Here is a 15,540-nt window from a genome sequence, read left to right as displayed (position 1 = left end):
TGCCATATCCGCTACGGCAGTAGTGCCGCGAGCCTTCGGTTGACCGCGCTGAGGGTGGCCCGGACGACCGCGCGCCGGGGATCTCCCGACACCAGTGCCGACCCGGCCAGCTGCTCCACCCAGCCGCCGCAGACCAGCAGCACCACCACGACCGCCACCTCGCAGCTGCCCATCGGCACGATCGTCGCCTGCTCGACGAAGCACCGTCCGGACTCGCCGGTCGTGGTGCCCTCCCGCAGCAGGTCGTCGATGGCGACGGCGGTCGCGGCGGCGCACAGGCGCAGCACGTACGCGTCGACGGCGGGGCCGCTGGCCACGCCGGTCGCCTGGCGGGCGCCGGTGTTCAGCCGCACCTCGACCGTGGCGTCCAGGCCGAAGGTGCTGGTCTGGACGTGCTCGATGATGGCGCGCGGACCCTGGTCGCGCTCGGTGTGCAGCGGCGGCGGGGACGCGGTCTGGGGCAGCTCGGGTTCGCTGTTCACCGCCCGCAGGGCGGGCGCGCGTTCACTGCTGCGCAGCTCGCCGGGGGCGCGGCGGGGCACGCTCACCGGATGGCGGCGGCGCGGCTCGCGGGCCGGCGGGTCGGCCAGCGGGTCGTGCGTGCCGGTCAGGCCGGGCGGCGGCGCGGCGCCGGCGCCGGAGCGCGGCGCGGGCAGGGTGGCCGTCTGCGCGGCCGGCTCGGCGGCCTGCGCGGCGGGGCGGGGCAGCAGCCCGCCCGCCGGGGCGGCGTCGATGCCCATCTGCTCCTGCAGCATCCGGGCGACCATCCGGCTGATCGCGGCCGGATCGGCCCCTTCGGCCAGGTCCAGCCGCAGGTGGTGGGCGCCGGTGGCGGTGGTGCGCAGGGCCGCGTCGCGTACGCCCGCGACGCCGCGCACCGCCTTCAGCACCGCGTCCACATCGAAGCCGTCCGGGCGCTGCTCGGTCGGCAGGTCGTCGCGGCGCAGGTGGGAGGCGATCCGGTCCAGCTGCGGCGTGGCCGCGGCCGGGTCGCCCTCGGGCAGCGGGTGCGTGGTCGGCGGCACGTCGGGCACCCCGGGCACGCGCTGCGGCAGGTGCTCGTCGTCCTCGTCGTCGGCGACGGCGTCCGGGGCGGTGGCGGGCGCGCCGTGGCCGTTGGCGGTGCGGCCGAACGGGTCCTGCGCCGGGATGGCGAACCCCGGCCGGGCCTCGGCCCGGGGCGGTGCCGGCCGGAGCGGCTCGGCGGGCGGCTGCTGGGCGGCGGCGGGCAGCGGCGGCGCGGGCGCGGCCGGCTCGGGCACGAGCGGCGGCCGGGTGGGCAGCGGCGCGTCCGCGAACGCCCGGCCGAACCGGGCTCCGAGCGACAACCCGTCCTCGTGCTCGCCCCCGCGCGGGGCGCCCCCGCGCGGCTCAAGCCCGCGTGTCTCAAGCCCGCGTGGCTCCGGTCCGCGCGGATCCGGTCCCCGGAACTCGGCGGCGCGCGGCTGCTCCACCGGCCGCCCCGGCGCCTCGGCCGGGGGCGTGTGCTGCGAGGTCTGCTGCGGATCGGGCTGCATCATCGACGGCTCCGGCTGCGGCGGCTCTGCCGTGGGAACGGCGCGGGTGGCGGCCTCGGCCATGGCCGCCAGCGGCGGCTCCGCCGCGTGGGCCGCGGGCGGGGCGCTGGGCACCGGCCCGGACAGCTCGGCGGGCAGCGACGGGCGCAGGCCGGGCGGCGGGGCCGGGTAGGCGCCGGTGGGCATGGTCAGCGCCGACTGGGTGGCAGCGGCCAGCGGCGGCACCACCGGGATCGGCGTGACCTCGGCCGCGGGGCTGACGGGGGCGGGCTGGTACGGCGTGAAGACCGGCGGGGCGCTCAGGTGGGGCAGCCCGTGCGCCGGAGTGGGCTCGTCGAACGCGGCGAACCGGGCGAACTCCGCCGAGGCCTGGGCCATCTCGTCGGCGTACGGGTCCTCGCTGAGCGGGCTGTCGTCGAAGGCGTGGTGGCTGTGCGCCGGGGGCCGGTGGTGCCCGTTCGGGGCGGCGGGGATCGGCGGCACCGGGCGGGTGATCGTCGCGGCGAAGGGGTCGGCTCCGGTCAGCGCGTCGATGCCGCGCCGGTCGGCCACGGCCGTGTGCCACGGCGTCAGCGGCTCGAAGCCGGGCTCCAGCGCCGCACCCGCACTCGACCACGCCTCGGCCGAGTCGGCCCGGGTAGGCTGCCCCTGCCCGGCGGGCCAGGCTGGCGCGACACCGTCCGTCGCGGACTCGTCTGCTCCGCCGTCGGGGGGCAGACTTGCTCGCCCCGCGTTCTCGGTCTGCCCAGTTACATCCACCGTGCGCTCCTCCGTCGCCCACGCTGAGGCTACCGTGAACGGCGAATGACGATAAGTTGCAACGACGGGCCAGTTTGCAAGATCCGTCAAAGTCCCGTCCGCAGGGTGAGGAGACGCCATGACCGCGGCCACCAGTGGGGGCAACCCCAACGGCTCGACAGCCACGGGCAGGCCGACCCGGCTGCCTCGGTCGGCGCGCCGCAAGCAGCTCCTCGCCGCAGCTCAGGACGTGTTCGTCGCCCAGGGCTACCACTCGGCGGCGATGGACGACATCGCCGAGCGCGCGGGCGTGTCGAAGCCTGTCCTCTACCAGCACTTCCCGGGCAAGCTCGAGCTGTACCTGGCCCTGCTCGACACGCACTGCGACGCGTTCGCCGAGCGGATCCGGTCGGCGATGGCGGCGACCACGGACAACAAGGAGCGGGTCCGGGGCGCGATGCGGGCCTACTTCGACTTCGTCTCGCACGAGAGTGAGGCGTACCGGCTGGTGTTCGAGTCGGACCTGCGCAACGACCCGGCGGTGGCCGAGCGGGTGGACCGGATGGAGCGGGTCAGCGTCGAGGTGATGACCGCGACGATCATGTCCGACACCGGTGTCAGCCGGGCCCGCGCGGAGGTGCTCGCGGCCGGCCTGAGCGGTGCGGCCCAGGTCGCGGCCCGGTGGTGGCTGGCGGCGGGCCGGGTCATCGACCAGGACGAGGCCGAGGCGCTCGTCGCCGCGCTGTCCTGGCGCGGCATCAGCAGTTTCCCGCTCACCGACCACTGACCGGGATGCGGCACCGGCGCGGCGCGCCCCGCCACCCCGACATCGAACCGTCCAGCCGCGACAGCGCGGTAGTCTCGCTGACGAGCCGAGGAGGTTGTGTGGAGGTCAAGGTAGGTGTGCAGTTCGCCCCGCGGGAGCTGGTGGTGGACAGCGCGCAGACGCCCGCTGAGGTCGAGAAGCTGATCGCCGACGCGCTGGCGTCGGACAGCAAGGTGCTGACCCTGGTGGACGAGAAGGGCCGTCGGATCATCGTGCCGACGGACAAGCTGGCATACGTGGAGATCGCCGAGTCGTCAACCCGCAGCGTCGGCTTCACCCGCTGACCTGCTGGCACCGCGCCGCGCCCCGCCTCCCGCGGGGCGCGGCGATCGTTTTCCGCCTCGGGCCGAGGTGTGACGCGCGCCATATACTGCCGCTGTGGCCCCTGATGCTGGTGTGATCGATCTGCTGGGCATGCTCGCGTACGGCGAGCTGCTGGCCTTCGACCGGATGGCCGCCGACGCGCGGCTCGCCCCCGACCTGCGCCGCCAGGCGCTGCTCGCGCAGATGGCGGCCGCCGAGATCGGCAACTACCGGCGGCTGGCCGACCGGCTGAGCGCGCTGGGGGTCGACCCGCAGGACGCGATGGCCCCGTTCACGGCGGCGCTGCGGACGTACCACGACAACACCGAACCGGCCGACTGGCCCGAGGCGCTGACCAAGGCCTACGTCGGCGAGGGGATCAGCGACGACTTCTTCCGCGAGGTGGCCCGGCTGGTGCCGGCCGTCTCGCTCGGCGACGCCGACCGCGCCCTGGTGCTGGACGTGCTGCACCACGACGACTACGCCGTCTTCGCCGCGCGCGAGATCCGGGCGTGCGTCGCCGCCGAGCCCGGCCTGGCCGACCGGCTGTCCATGTGGGCGCGGCGGCTGGTCGGCGAGGCGCTGTCGCAGGCCCAGCAGGTGGCGCAGGAGCGCGCCACGCTGACCGCGCTGCTGCTCGACGGAGGCGCCGGCGAGGGCGCCGACGGCTTGTTCCGGCGGTTGACGAGCGCCCACACGGCCCGGATGACCGCGGTCGGCCTCAACAATTGACCGATTTGCGTGTGATATCCCACTAATCTGCGGTCAATCGGCCCGCACCAGGTGACCAGACGCGAACGTGGTCGTACGATAGGTGAGCTGACATGGGCAGGTGCCCATGTCATCGCGTGTGCGGCGCCGCGATCGACCCGATCGTGCCCCGTGGACCGGATTCATCTCCGTCTCCGCCAGCGCCCCGCGTTTCGAGACTGAATATGCGCCCTTCGATGACAACTGGGCGTACCGACATCCGCAGGCCGACCGGTCAACCGGTCACCGGCCGCGGATCACTGAGAGGGCACCCCAGCACCTGATGACCGACATCACGAACAACGCAACACCGACCCTCGCGCCCACCTTCGCCGAGCTCGGCGTCCGCCCGGAGACCGTGGCGAGCCTGGCCGCGATGGGCATCGAGCGCGCCTTCGCCATCCAGGAGTACGCGCTGCCGATCGCGCTGCGCGGCGGCGACATGATCGGCCAGGCGCCCACCGGCACCGGCAAGACCTTCGGCTTCGGCATCCCGCTGATCGACCGCGTGACCGCCCGCGGCGAGGGCGGCAACGACGGCATGCCGCAGGCGCTGGTCGTCGTACCCACCCGCGAGCTGGGCCTCCAGGTCGCCAAAGATCTCGCCGGAGCGGGCAGGTCCCGCGGCGTCCGCGTGCTCGCCCTCTACGGCGGCGTCGCGTACGAGCCGCAGGTCGAGTCGCTCAAGTCCGGCGTCGAGATCCTGGTCAGCACCCCCGGCCGCCTGCTCGACCTGTGCAAGCAGAAGCACCTGAAGCTCGACAAGGTCCGGGCGCTGGTGCTCGACGAGGCCGACCGCATGCTCGACCTGGGCTTCCTCGACGACGTCGAGAAGATCCTGTCCATGCTGCCGGTCGAGCGGCAGACGATGCTGTTCTCGGCGACCATGCCCGACCCGATCGTGGCGCTGTCGCGCCGCTTCCTGCGTACGCCGGTGACGGTGCACGCCGGGCACACCGCCGAGCCGGGCGTGAGCCCGCAGACCAAGCAGGTCGTCTACCGCACCCACCAGCTCAACCGGCTGGAGCTGCTGGCCCGCGTGCTGCAGGCCCAGGGCCGCGGCCTCACCATGATCTTCACCCGGACCAAGCGCAACGCCGACCGCGTCAGCGAGGATCTGGACTTCCGCGGCTTCGCGGCCGCGGCCGTGCACGGCGACCTCGGCCAGGGCGCGCGCGAGCGGGCGCTGCGGGCGTTCCGGGCCGGCAAGATCGACGTACTGGTCGCCACCGACGTCGCCGCGCGCGGCCTGGACGTCTCCGGCGTCACCCACGTCATCAACTACGACTGCCCGGACGACCCGGAGACGTACGTGCACCGCATCGGCCGCACCGGCCGCGCCGGGGCCTCCGGCGTCGCGGTGACCTTCGTCGACTGGGAGGACATGCCCCGCTGGCGGATCGTCGAGAAGACGCTCAGCCTGGAGCTGACCGGCCCGGACGGCCCGATCGAGACGTACCACACCTCGCCCTGGGTCTACACCGACCTGGACATCCCCACCGACGTCAGCGGCACCCTGCCCAGCGCGCAGCGCTCCCGGGCCGGGCTGTCCGCCGAGGTCGAGGAGGACCTGGGCGGCGGCAGCCGACGGGGTGCGCGCGGCAAGCGCGGCCCGGTCGAGCAGGCGCCGCCGCGCGAGCGCGCCCCGCGGCGCCGCCGCCGCCTCGAAGGCGACGAGGCCCCCGCCGCCGTGGTCGCTCCGGTGGCCGAGGCGGGCGACGGCCCGGCCGAGACCGAGGCCGGTGAGGGCGCCGGTCGCAGCCGACGGCGGCGCCGCCGTCGCGGCAGCGGCACGGCCGCGGCCGGTTCGGTGACGCACGAGGCCGCGAACGAGCCCGCGACGGCGCAGGAGACCCCGCTGGTGGAGGCCGCCCGCGAGCCCGTGAAGCCGCGCGAGGCGTCGCTGGTGATCTCGTTCTCCGACCCGTCCGACCCCTTCGGGCCGGACACCTCGACCCCGGCCGCGCCCGCGCGGACACGCCGCCGGCGCCGCCCGGCGACTCCGGCCGCCGAGGCCTGATCCGCCCCGCACGACTGACGCCTCTCCACCGGGACGACCGGTGGGGAGGCGTTCTCCGTTCCTCTGCGAGGCGGTGACGGCAGCCCGAAGGTCAAACTAAAGTTTGAGGTTAGGGTTACCTAATTCCCGTACGGTGCTCGGCATGAGTGAGCCCTTCTCCGCCCGGCTGCGCGCCGCCACCTGGACCGACCACAAGGCGGCCGAGCAGACGACCTTCCTCGACGACCTCACCCGGGGCCGCCTCACGGTGGCCGCCCACGCGGCCCTCACCGCGCAGTACCACCTGATCTACGAGGTGCTGGAGGAGGCCGCCCGCTCCTGGCAGGGCGACCCGATCGCCGGGGTGTTCCACCACGAAGGGCTCACCCGCCTGCCCGCGCTCGCCGCCGACCTGGAGTTCCTGCTCGGCGCCGACTGGCGCGACGCGCTCAGCCCCGTGCCCGCCGCCGCCGCGTACGTCGCCCGCCTGCGCGAGGCCGCTTTCACCGACCCCGGCGCGTACGTCGCCCACCACTACAACCGCTACCTGGGCGACCTGTCCGGCGGGCAGTACCTCGCCCGCGCCCTGGCCCGCGCGTACGACCTCACCCTCGGCGGCGACGGCCTGCGCTTCTACGCCTTCGACCTCGGCGACCTCGACGCGTTCAAGAACGGCTACCGCGCCGCCCTGGACGCCGCCCCCTGGGACGAGGCGGCACAGGAGTCGGTCGTCGCGGAGGTGAAGCTGGCCTACCAGCTCAACACCGACGTCCTCGCCGACCTGGGCCGGGCCCACCCCAACCCGTTCCCGCCCGAGGTCATCGCCCAGATCATGCGGCACATGAACGACGACCACGCCGACGACTCGCTGCTCATCTGCCGCGCCGCCCTGCCCGAGCCGACCCGGCCGCGGACCTCGTCGGCCGCCATGTCCGGTATGGACGCCGCCGGCATCGAGTTCCGCGCCGTCGTCGACGGGGTCGACACGCCGGTACGCGTCCCGTTCGCCGCGCGGCTCACCGAGCGCGCGCAGGTACGTGTCGAGGTCACGCGGCTCTACCGCGAGGCGTGCCAGATCCTGGGCGTGCCCGCGCGCTGACCGGCGGTGGTCGCTGACCCGCCCGGCGTGCCTGTCCGTGGAAGACTGGGCAGGTGGAGACGGCTCACGAGGTACTCGTCGCGCTGGCCGGGCGGTACGCCTTCGCCGAGGTCGCCGCGCTGGCCTCGACCGGCGGCGCGCTGACCACCCTCGATGTAGCCCGGGTGCAGCAGCTCTGCGCCTTCGGCCAGCGGCTGCTCGACCTCGACGCCGAGGACTTCGGCGAGAGCAACCCGGCCGCCGACGCCAACACCGAGCACGCCGTCGCGGACAGCGTCGACGGCGACTCCGTGCCGGAGCCGCTGCGCGAGCGCGCCCTGGCCTGCCGGATGCCGCAGGCGCCCCGCGAGCCGCACCGGGGCGCCCTGGGCAGCATGCGCCCGGCGTACCGGCTGCTGCTGGAGGTCATCGCGGCCCGCTTCCACCGCGGCGAGACCAACGCCGTGGTCGCCGGGGTCCACATCGCCAGCGAGTACGCGGCGCTGCTGGCCTGGGAGCGGGTGCTCGGGCACGCGGCAGATCCGGCGCGCATGCCCGCCTCCGTCGGCAGCGACGGCAGCGCCTGGGGCGACTTCGACGACCGCGAGTGCCCGCACACCAAGCCGGAGAAGTCCGCCGCGCGCCGGTCGCTGCTGGTGGCGCACGAGAACGCGGCCGGCTGGCGGGCCTACCTGGACCGCCAGCACTCGAACACCGCGCACGCGCTGTCGGTCTGCGCCGTCGGCTGCCACCGCCGCTGCGCCGTGTACAGCCGCCTCAGCGCGCACCAGGCCGAGGTGGTCACGTACGGCTGCCGGCTGGCGGAGGCGCTGAACGGGTCGGCGGTGGTGAAACTGCGGCACAGCGCGCCGGTCGGGCACGGGTTCGGGGTGCCGTCGCGGCGGGAGCTGCTGGAGGCGTGGGGGCGTACCCGGGCGTCGCTGGCGAAGATCGCGCCCGCGATCGGCGAGGAGGACGGGTTCGCGCTGCCCGGCTTCGCGGCACTGGTGTCGGAGCTGGCCGGGGAGCCGATGCGGCCCGACACGCTGCTGGCCGATACCGCGATCGCACTCGCCTCGGCCCTGTCACCGCGCGGCGGATCGGTCACCGGGCCACCGGTCGCGGCCGCGGACACCTCAAGCCTTTCCTGACGGGGACCGGCCCCGACCACCACCCGCCTTCTATTGACGCTGGCCTATCCAGAGGACGAATCTCGGAAATCCGTCCTCTGGATAGGCCAGCGTCGATGCTAAGGCGCGGGCTGCGGGGCCGCCGGGTCGGTGAGCAGTTCGGCCAGGTGGGGGTGGATGTGCCACTGGGCGAGGAGGGTGTCCAGTTCCGGGTCGGCGGGCGTGGCGGCACCGGTGCGGCGGGCGCGGATCATCGCGTTGCGCGGGGTGTGCGCCGAGTCGATGAACTCCACCACCTCCACCGCGTACCCGTGCCGGCGCAGCAGCGCCGCCCGCACCGTGTCGGTCAGCACGTCGGCGAAGCGCTCCCGCAGGATCCCGTGCTCGGTCAGCATCGCGTACGCCCCCTCCGGCGGCCGCCTGCGCAGCTGCCGGGAGATGTCCTTGTGGCAGCACGGCGCGGCCAGGATCCACCGGGCGTCCCAGCTGATCGCCCGCGCCAGCGCGTCGTCGGTGGCGGTGTCGCAGGCGTGCAGCGCCAGCACCACGTCGGCCGACTCGACCGGCGCGTCGGCGATGCTGCCCGCCACGAACGTGACGTGGTCGTCCCAGCCGAGCCGCCGCGCCAGCGCCGTATTGCGCTCGCGCTGGTCGGGCCGGATGTCCACGCCGGTGAGCCGGACGTCGACGCCCTGGCCGGACAGGTAGCGGTACGCCGCGAAGGTCAGGTACGCGTTGCCGCAGCCGAGGTCGACCACGCGCAGCGGGCGGGGCAGCTGCGCCGGGTCGGGCAGGGTGGCGGCGAGCGCGCGCAGGAACGCGTCGACCTGGCGGCGCTTGGCGGCGTCGCCGCCGATCACGTCGTACAGCGGGTCGCCGGGGTCGAGCAGGTGCTCCTTGGCCCGGTCGTGCCCGGTGTCGGCCGGTGCCGCGACGGCGGCGCCCCGGTGCAGCACCGCACCCTTCCTGGTGGCCTGCAGACGCAGCGAGCCGTGCGCCGTCTCCACCACCCAGCCGCCGAACGGCTCGGCCAGCAGCTCGTCGACGCGCGCGGCCGCCTCGGCGCCGGGCGCCAGGTTCACCGTGGTGGGCCGCTGGCCGTCCTCGGTGACCAGCTGCAGCCGGTCCCCCGCCTTCAGCGTCACCGGGCGCAGCGTGGCCCGCAGCACCGCCGGAGTCTGCCCCTTGCGGGCGCCGCTGGCCGTGGCCCGGACCAGGTCCGGTCCGAGCAGCAGCGCGCGTACTTCGGCCAGGCCCTGCGCGAGGGTGTCGGACGGTGGAGTCGCCATACCGTCAAGCATGGCTGATGGGCGGGCGGGGGTGCGGGCGGGCGTGGCGTCGGCCACGTCGCCCGCCCCGCCGACGCCGGTCAGAACATCGTGAACGTCCCGTTCTCCGAGTCGTAGGTCGACGACTGCTGCGAGAGCCAGAAGAAGAAGACCGCGATGACGATGAGCAGCAGCAGCGAGAGGCCGGTGACGATCCAGCCGATGATGACGCCCGCCAGCGCCATGCCGTCCCCCTCCTCGCCGGTGGTGCGGATGCGCCTGCGGGCGACGTGGCCCAGGATCGCGCCGATCGGCCCGAGGATCAGTCCGGGGATGCCGTAGAGCCAGCAGAAGGTGACCGCGCCCACGATCGCGGTCACCATGGCGCCGACGGCCATGCCGTTGGTGCCGCGCGACGGCACGTACGCGTAGCCGTAGGGGTAGGCGGCCGGGTAGCCCGGGTAGCCGGGGTGGGCGTAGCCCTGCGGGTACTGGCCGGGCTGGACCTGGCCGATCACGGTCGCGGGACCCTGCTGCGCGGTGCTCGGCTCGGCGCCGGCCCACGCGCCGTACGGGTTGGCGGGCGCGACCTGGGCCGCACCGTCGGCCGCGGCCGGGGCGGCGGGCGGCTCGGCCGCGGGGGTGCCGAACGAACCGGCCGGGTCGCCGAAGGTGAGCGGCGCGGGCTCGGGGAACACCGGCGCGGCGCCGGGCTCATGATGGGGCGGCGGGGGCGCGGTCGGGTCGCTCATCGCGGAACTCCAGGTCGAGAAGGGTCCCGTCAGAGTAAGCGGTCTTGCCTACTAGCGTCAGCCCGGACAAACCGGCAGGATCGAACCATGAACGAGCGGATGGATCCCTTCCGGCTGGACGGCCGGATCGCCCTGGTAACCGGCGCGGGCAGCCCGCACGGCATCGGCTTCGCCACCGCTCGCCAGCTCGCCGCGCTCGGTGCGAAGGTCGCGGTGGTCTCCACCACCCGGCGCATCCACGAGCGCGCGGGCGAGCTGGGCGTGCTGGGCTTCGTCGCCGACCTCACCCTGGAGGAGGAGGTGGGCGCGCTGGCCGACGCCGTCACCGAGCAGCTCGGCGACGTCGACATCCTGGTCAACAACGCCGGTCTGACCAGCCGGGCCATGCCCGAGGTGATCCGGCCGGTGGCGCAGCTGACCTTCGAGGAGTGGCGGGCCGAGATCGACCGCAACCTCACCACCGCGTTCCTGTCCAGCCGGGCCTTCCTGGGCGGCATGTCAGAGCGCGGCTGGGGCCGCATCGTGAACCTGTCCGCGACCGCGGGGCCGGTCAACGCCCTGCCCGCCGAGGCGGGGTACGCGGCGGCCAAGGCGGGCGTGCTGGGGCTGACCCGGGCGCTGGCGATGGAGCTGGTCGCCGACGGCATCACCGTCAACGCGGTCGCCCCCGGCACCATCCACACCTCGGCGTCGACCCTGGTGGAGCTCAAGCAGGGGTACGAGACGCCGATGGGCCGCCCCGGCACCCCCGACGAGGTGGCCGCGACGATCGCGTTCCTGTGCTCGCCCGCGGCGGGCTACATCACCGGTCAGATGCTCGTGGTGGACGGCGGTCAGAGCGTCCGGCAGGGGTGACCGGCTCCGTGTCGAGGTCGAGGTCGAGGGGGTCCGGGGTGGGCGGGACCGGGGCGCGGCGGGCGCCCAGCACCACCACGGCCACCCCCGAGACCAGCAGCAGGATGCCGGGCCAGGCCGCCGGGCGGGGGGTCTGCCCCAGCCAGGCCCAGCCCAGCAGCGCCGCGCCGGGAACCTCGAGCAGCACCAGCACGCTGATCGTCGTCGCCGAGATCTTGTGCAGTGCGTAGTTGAGCAGCGAGTGCCCCAGCAGCTGCGCCCCGGCGGTGAGCGCCAGCAGCGCCAGCCAGGTCGAGCCGGTGTACCCCGAGAGCTGCACCCCGAAGATCAGGCACACCGCGAGCAGCAGCGCCGCGCAGACGGAGTAGCAGACGGTGGTGTACGTCGTCGTGCTGGTCTGCGACCGGGCCTTCTCGCCCAGTGACGTGTAGACGGCGGCCATCAGGCCGCCCGCCACCGCGAGCACGTCGCCGAGCAGTGCGGTGTGCCCGCCGCTGGTGAAGTCGACGCCCGCGGTGACCGCCGCGCCGACGACCGCGGTCGCGATGCCCAGCCAGGTGAGCCGGCCGAGGCGGCGGCCCTGCCCGACCGCGATCAGCCCGGCCCAGACGGGCTGGGTCGCGACCAGCGCGGTCGCCGTGGCGACGGTGGTCAGCTTCGGGGCGGGCACCCAGGTGGCGAAGTGGACCGCGAGCGCGACCCCGGCCAGCAGGCACCAGCGCAGCGCGCCCTTGGCCCGCAGACCGCGCAGTTCGTCGCGGCGGCGCGCCACCGCCACCGGGGCGAGCACGCCGACGGCCAGGGCGTTGCGCCAGAAGGCGATGGCCAGGGCGGGCGCGGCGGCGTACGCGATGAGCGCGCCGGAGGAGGAGACGGCGATGATCGCGACCGTGACGGCGGCGATGGTGAGTGGGTCGAGCCTGGGGCGCACGTCGCCCGATCTTTCCATACCACTCTGTGCGATCTTGTGAGCACTGTGGGCGATCATCCTATGTCATTCACGTGACCGTATGATTACTCTCAACCGAATGGATCCATACCAATCGGTTTATCCTGTTTCCCCCCGCGCGCTGCTGCTCGACTTCTACGGCACGCTGACCACCGCCTGCACCCGCGGCCCGGCACACGACCTGGCGCCCCGCCTGCTGGGCGTCCAACCGGAGGAGTACCGGGCGGTGCTCGACAGCTCGTTCTACGCCCGCTGCCGCGGTGCCTACGGCGACGCGCTGGAGACCCTGCGCTGGATCGCGGGCGAGCTCGGCGTCGCGCCCAGCGCCTCCCGGCTGCGGGCCGCGCAGGCCGCCCGCCTGATGGCGGTACGGGCCGACACCCGGCTGCGGCCGGAGGCGTTCGCCACGCTGTGGCGGCTGCGGCGGCAGGGCATCCGGCTCGCGGTGGTGAGCGACTGCGCCTGGGAGCTGCCCGAGATCATGCGCGGCCTGCCGATCACCCACCTGATCGACGCGAAGGTCTACTCGGTGCACGTCGGACACTGCAAACCGCGGCCGGAGATGTACCTGGCCGCGTGCGCGCGGCTCGGCGTCGAACCGCGGGACTGCGCCTTCGTCGGCGACGGCGGTTCCCGGGAGCTCACCGGCGCGCAGGCGCTGGGCATCCCGGCGGTGAAGCTGTCCGCCCCCGACCTGTTCGACCACCTGGTCTTCGTCACCGACGACGCCTTCACCGGCCCGTCGGCGCCCACCCTGCCCGAGGCCACCGCCCTCGCCCTGTCGGCCCTGTCCCCCGCCCCCTGAACAAGATCACTCAAGTTGCCGGGCAATCGGGCGTGCACGGGCTCAAGATACGCTCGATCGCCCGGCAACTCGCGCAAGCCGGGGCGGGGTTGGTGGGTGAGAATGGGCGGATGAGCCATCCGTTGGTGGAAGAGGCGGGGAAGAAGGCGGCCATCGCGTGGGTGGCGGTGGGCGACGGTCCCGCGTACGCCCTGTGGTGCCTGCCCCAGGACGGCCGCCTGCACGTGGTCCTCGGCCCCGGTGAGCAGTCCGCGCCCGGCCTGGCCGAGGCGGCGGCGGCCACCGTGACGCTGCGCGGTGACCACGGCGGCGCGGTGGTCGCCTACCCGGCGGCGGTCGAGCGGATCACGCCCGAGGACGAGCGCTGGGCGTCGATCGCCGTCACGCTGGCGGGCAAGCGGCTCAACGCCCCCGGCACAGCCGAGGCCCTGGCGGCCCGGTGGGCGCAGGAGTGCGTGCTGCTCAGCCTGGCTCCGGCGGGCGAACCCGCCGCGCGCGGTGACGGCTCGGAGCGGGCGGAGCCGCGGCCCACCCCGGCCGCCAACGCGACCCGCAAGCCGTTCCGGCTGCACCGGGTTAGGCGCCGCTGAGCCCACCGGGCAGCCGCCCGGCTGCCCGCCCGCGCGGCTGCCCGAAACGCCGTAAACCATGTGAGAAATACGCATAACATGCCAATATGGCCACGGTGACCAGGGTCTTCGTCGCCCGGCTCGCCGGCCTCGCCGTCTTCGACCCGAACGGCGACCAGGTGGGCCGGGTCCGCGACGTGGTCGTGCGGGTGCGCAGCACCAACCCGCCGCAGGTGGTCGGGATCGTCGCCGAGATGCCGATGCGGCGCCAGATCTTCCTGCCCATCGGCCGGGTGACCAGCATCGACACCGACAGCGTCGTGCTCAGCTCGGGCCAGATCAACCTGCGCCGGTTCGCCAAGGGCACCACCGAGCTGCTGGTCCTGGCCGACCTGCTGGACCGGCGGGTGACCACCCCCGGCGGCACCACGGCCATGGTGGTCGACGTGGCGATGGAGTCCGACCGGGCCGGGCAGTGGCAGCTCGGCCGGGTCGCGGTACGCGACGTCAGCAGCCGCCTCGGGCGGCGCGGGCAGCTGCACCAGTTCGAGTGGGAGGAGCTGGCCGGCCTGATCGAGCCGTCGGCGATCCAGGGCACCGCCTCACTGCTCACGGTGCTGGAGAAGCTGCGCCCGGCCGACCTGGCCAGCGCCCTGCAGGACCTGCCGGACCAGCGCCGCCACGCCGTCGCCGCCGCCCTGGACGACGAGCGCCTCGCCGACGTGCTGGAGGAGCTGCCCGAGCACGACCAGGTCGACATCCTGGCCCGGCTGGACCGCGAGCGCGCCGCCGACGTGCTCGAGGAGATGGACGCCGACGACGCCGCCGACCTGCTCGCCGAACTCCCGCCGGTCGAGCGGCAGCTCCTGCTGGACCTGATGGAGCCGGAGGAGTCCGCCCCGGTCCGGGCCCTGATGCACTACCGGCCGAACACCGCCGGCGCGCTGATGACCAGCGAACCGGTGATCCTCACCCCGGACGCCACCGTCGCCGACGGGCTGGCCCGCATCCGCGAGAAGCACCTGTCCCCGGCGCTGGCCTCGCAGGTGTTCGTATGCCGGGCGCCGATCGACACGCCCACCGGCCGCTACCTGGGCACGGTGCACTTCCAGCGGCTGCTGCGCGAGCCGCCCGGCGACCTGCTCGGCGGGGTGCTGGAGCGCGACATCACGCCGCTGCCGCCCGACCTGCCGCTGGCCGAGATCACCCGGCGGATGGCGACGTACAACCTGGTGGCGATCGCGGTGGTGGACGCGGCCGACCGGCTGGTCGGCGCGGTGACCGTGGACGACGTGCTGGACCACCTGCTGCCGCGCGACTGGCGGGAGCGGCACGAGACCAGGCGGACCGCGTCATGAGCGGCCCGCGGTGAGCGACCGGGGGCGGCTGGACCAGCCGCGCGACGCCAGCGGGGTACGGCTGCCGAAGCTCGATCCGGAGGCGTTCGGCGACTTCGCCGAGAAGTTCGCCCGCTTCATGGGTACGGCCAAGTTCATCGTCTACATGACGATCTTCGTGATCGTGTGGATCCTGCTGAACCTGATCGGCGTGTTCGGGATGCGGTGGGACCCGTACCCGTTCATCCTGCTCAACCTGTTCTTCAGCACGCAGGCGTCGTACGCGGCGCCGCTGATCCTGCTCGCGCAGAACCGGCAGGCCGACCGGGACCGGTTGACCCTGGACGAGGACCGCCGCCGCGCCACCGCGCAGAAAGCCGACACCGAGTTCCTCGCCCGGGAGATCGCCTCGCTGCGGATGGCCCTCAACGAGGTCGCGACCCGCGACTACATCCGCTCCGAGCTGAGCAAGCTCGCCGAGGAGCTCGACGATGCCGCGCAACGCCGCTACCAGCTCGAACAGCGCGGCAACCGGCAGGCCTGAGGCGGACACGGGAAAGGCCGCACGCCGCAAGGGGCATGGCGCGCGGCCGACTCCACCGATCCTGCCACGGCAGGCGCCTCCGCTCGACCCGTAGCCGAGAATCGCTCACGCTGAAGCTCA

General features: G+C 74.2%; 15 protein-coding genes. 11 read left to right on the top strand and 4 right to left on the bottom strand.

The window, feature by feature from the left end; translation table 11 throughout:
- Positions 1–11: 11 nt before the first annotated feature.
- Positions 12–2,276, bottom strand: a complete 2,265-nt coding sequence (locus tag QEZ54_RS04310; protein ID WP_281303153.1) for a hypothetical protein — start codon at positions 2,274–2,276, stop codon at positions 12–14.
- 118 nt (positions 2,277–2,394) lie between these two features.
- Between QEZ54_RS04310 and QEZ54_RS04305 the strand changes: the two genes are divergently transcribed.
- From QEZ54_RS04305 to QEZ54_RS04280, 6 genes are all read left to right on the top strand, one after another.
- Positions 2,395–3,042 (top strand): TetR/AcrR family transcriptional regulator, encoded by a 648-nt coding sequence (locus tag QEZ54_RS04305; RefSeq protein ID WP_281303152.1) that lies wholly within the window; start codon positions 2,395–2,397, stop codon positions 3,040–3,042.
- Positions 3,043–3,140: 98 nt separating this feature from the next.
- A complete protein-coding gene (locus tag QEZ54_RS04300) occupies positions 3,141–3,365 on the top strand; it encodes a DUF3107 domain-containing protein (RefSeq protein ID WP_281303151.1) in 225 nt (74 codons plus the stop codon).
- 94 nt (positions 3,366–3,459) lie between these two features.
- Positions 3,460–4,116: a ferritin-like fold-containing protein gene (locus tag QEZ54_RS04295; protein WP_281303150.1), complete on the top strand. Its 657-nt coding sequence runs from the start codon at positions 3,460–3,462 to the stop codon at positions 4,114–4,116.
- A gap of 301 nt (positions 4,117–4,417) precedes the next feature.
- Entirely contained in the window at positions 4,418–6,154 is a 1,737-nt protein-coding gene (locus tag QEZ54_RS04290) for a DEAD/DEAH box helicase (protein WP_281303149.1), read from the top strand.
- A gap of 142 nt (positions 6,155–6,296) precedes the next feature.
- Positions 6,297–7,232 (top strand): biliverdin-producing heme oxygenase, encoded by a 936-nt coding sequence (locus QEZ54_RS04285; protein ID WP_281303148.1) that lies wholly within the window; start codon positions 6,297–6,299, stop codon positions 7,230–7,232.
- A gap of 53 nt (positions 7,233–7,285) precedes the next feature.
- Complete coding sequence (locus QEZ54_RS04280; RefSeq protein WP_281303147.1) at positions 7,286–8,362, top strand: hypothetical protein; 1,077 nt, start codon at positions 7,286–7,288, stop codon at positions 8,360–8,362.
- A gap of 98 nt (positions 8,363–8,460) precedes the next feature.
- Here QEZ54_RS04280 and QEZ54_RS04275 read toward each other — a convergent pair whose 3' ends face one another.
- Entirely contained in the window at positions 8,461–9,630 is a 1,170-nt protein-coding gene (locus QEZ54_RS04275; protein WP_281303146.1) for a methyltransferase, read from the bottom strand.
- Positions 9,631–9,710: 80 nt separating this feature from the next.
- The gene (locus tag QEZ54_RS04270) at positions 9,711–10,361 is read right to left on the bottom strand and encodes a DUF4190 domain-containing protein (protein WP_281303145.1); all 651 of its coding nucleotides are present in this window, start codon (positions 10,359–10,361) and stop codon (positions 9,711–9,713) included.
- A gap of 87 nt (positions 10,362–10,448) precedes the next feature.
- Here QEZ54_RS04270 and QEZ54_RS04265 point away from each other — a divergent pair, with 87 nt between their 5' ends.
- Complete coding sequence (locus QEZ54_RS04265) at positions 10,449–11,216, top strand: SDR family NAD(P)-dependent oxidoreductase (protein WP_281303144.1); 768 nt, start codon at positions 10,449–10,451, stop codon at positions 11,214–11,216.
- Here the strand turns inward: QEZ54_RS04265 and QEZ54_RS04260 are convergent.
- A complete protein-coding gene (locus QEZ54_RS04260; RefSeq protein WP_281303143.1) occupies positions 11,164–12,147 on the bottom strand; it encodes a DMT family transporter in 984 nt (327 codons plus the stop codon). The genes QEZ54_RS04265 and QEZ54_RS04260 overlap by 53 nt on opposite strands.
- Before the next feature lie 97 nt (positions 12,148–12,244).
- Between QEZ54_RS04260 and QEZ54_RS04255 the strand changes: the two genes are divergently transcribed.
- The 4 genes from QEZ54_RS04255 to QEZ54_RS04240 all read left to right on the top strand — a co-directional run bounded on the left by QEZ54_RS04255 (position 12,245) and on the right by QEZ54_RS04240 (position 15,420).
- Positions 12,245–12,970 (top strand): HAD-IA family hydrolase, encoded by a 726-nt coding sequence (locus QEZ54_RS04255; RefSeq protein WP_281303142.1) that lies wholly within the window; start codon positions 12,245–12,247, stop codon positions 12,968–12,970.
- Positions 12,971–13,080: 110 nt separating this feature from the next.
- A complete protein-coding gene (locus QEZ54_RS04250) occupies positions 13,081–13,560 on the top strand; it encodes a hypothetical protein (RefSeq protein WP_281303141.1) in 480 nt (159 codons plus the stop codon).
- 86 nt (positions 13,561–13,646) lie between these two features.
- Positions 13,647–14,897, top strand: coding sequence for a CBS domain-containing protein (locus QEZ54_RS04245; RefSeq protein ID WP_281303140.1), 1,251 nt, complete (start codon positions 13,647–13,649; stop codon positions 14,895–14,897).
- Between the two features lie 10 nt (positions 14,898–14,907).
- Positions 14,908–15,420 (top strand): DUF1003 domain-containing protein, encoded by a 513-nt coding sequence (locus tag QEZ54_RS04240; protein WP_281303139.1) that lies wholly within the window; start codon positions 14,908–14,910, stop codon positions 15,418–15,420.
- The last annotated feature ends 120 nt before the right edge of the window (positions 15,421–15,540 follow it).

It is taken from the genome of Catellatospora sp. KI3 (genome assembly GCF_029948125.1).
Classification (GTDB): domain Bacteria; phylum Actinomycetota; class Actinomycetes; order Mycobacteriales; family Micromonosporaceae; genus Catellatospora.
This window is presented reverse-complemented; position numbering and strand designations above follow the sequence as displayed.

Excerpts from the sequence above, each read along its gene's own strand:
- QEZ54_RS04305 (WP_281303152.1), top strand. The coding sequence starts at position 2,395 with ATGACCGCGGCCACCAGTGGGGGCAACCCCAACGGCTCGACAGCCACG.
- QEZ54_RS04290 (WP_281303149.1), top strand. The coding sequence starts at position 4,418 with ATGACCGACATCACGAACAACGCAACACCGACCCTCGCGCCCACCTTC.
- QEZ54_RS04285 (WP_281303148.1), top strand. The coding sequence starts at position 6,297 with ATGAGTGAGCCCTTCTCCGCCCGGCTGCGCGCCGCCACCTGGACCGAC.
- QEZ54_RS04275 (WP_281303146.1), bottom strand. The coding sequence starts at position 9,630 with ATGGCGACTCCACCGTCCGACACCCTCGCGCAGGGCCTGGCCGAAGTA.
- QEZ54_RS04270 (WP_281303145.1), bottom strand. The coding sequence starts at position 10,361 with ATGAGCGACCCGACCGCGCCCCCGCCGCCCCATCATGAGCCCGGCGCC.
- QEZ54_RS04265 (WP_281303144.1), top strand. The coding sequence starts at position 10,449 with ATGAACGAGCGGATGGATCCCTTCCGGCTGGACGGCCGGATCGCCCTG.
- QEZ54_RS04255 (WP_281303142.1), top strand. The coding sequence starts at position 12,245 with ATGGATCCATACCAATCGGTTTATCCTGTTTCCCCCCGCGCGCTGCTG.
- QEZ54_RS04250 (WP_281303141.1), top strand. The coding sequence starts at position 13,081 with ATGAGCCATCCGTTGGTGGAAGAGGCGGGGAAGAAGGCGGCCATCGCG.
- QEZ54_RS04245 (WP_281303140.1), top strand. The coding sequence starts at position 13,647 with ATGGCCACGGTGACCAGGGTCTTCGTCGCCCGGCTCGCCGGCCTCGCC.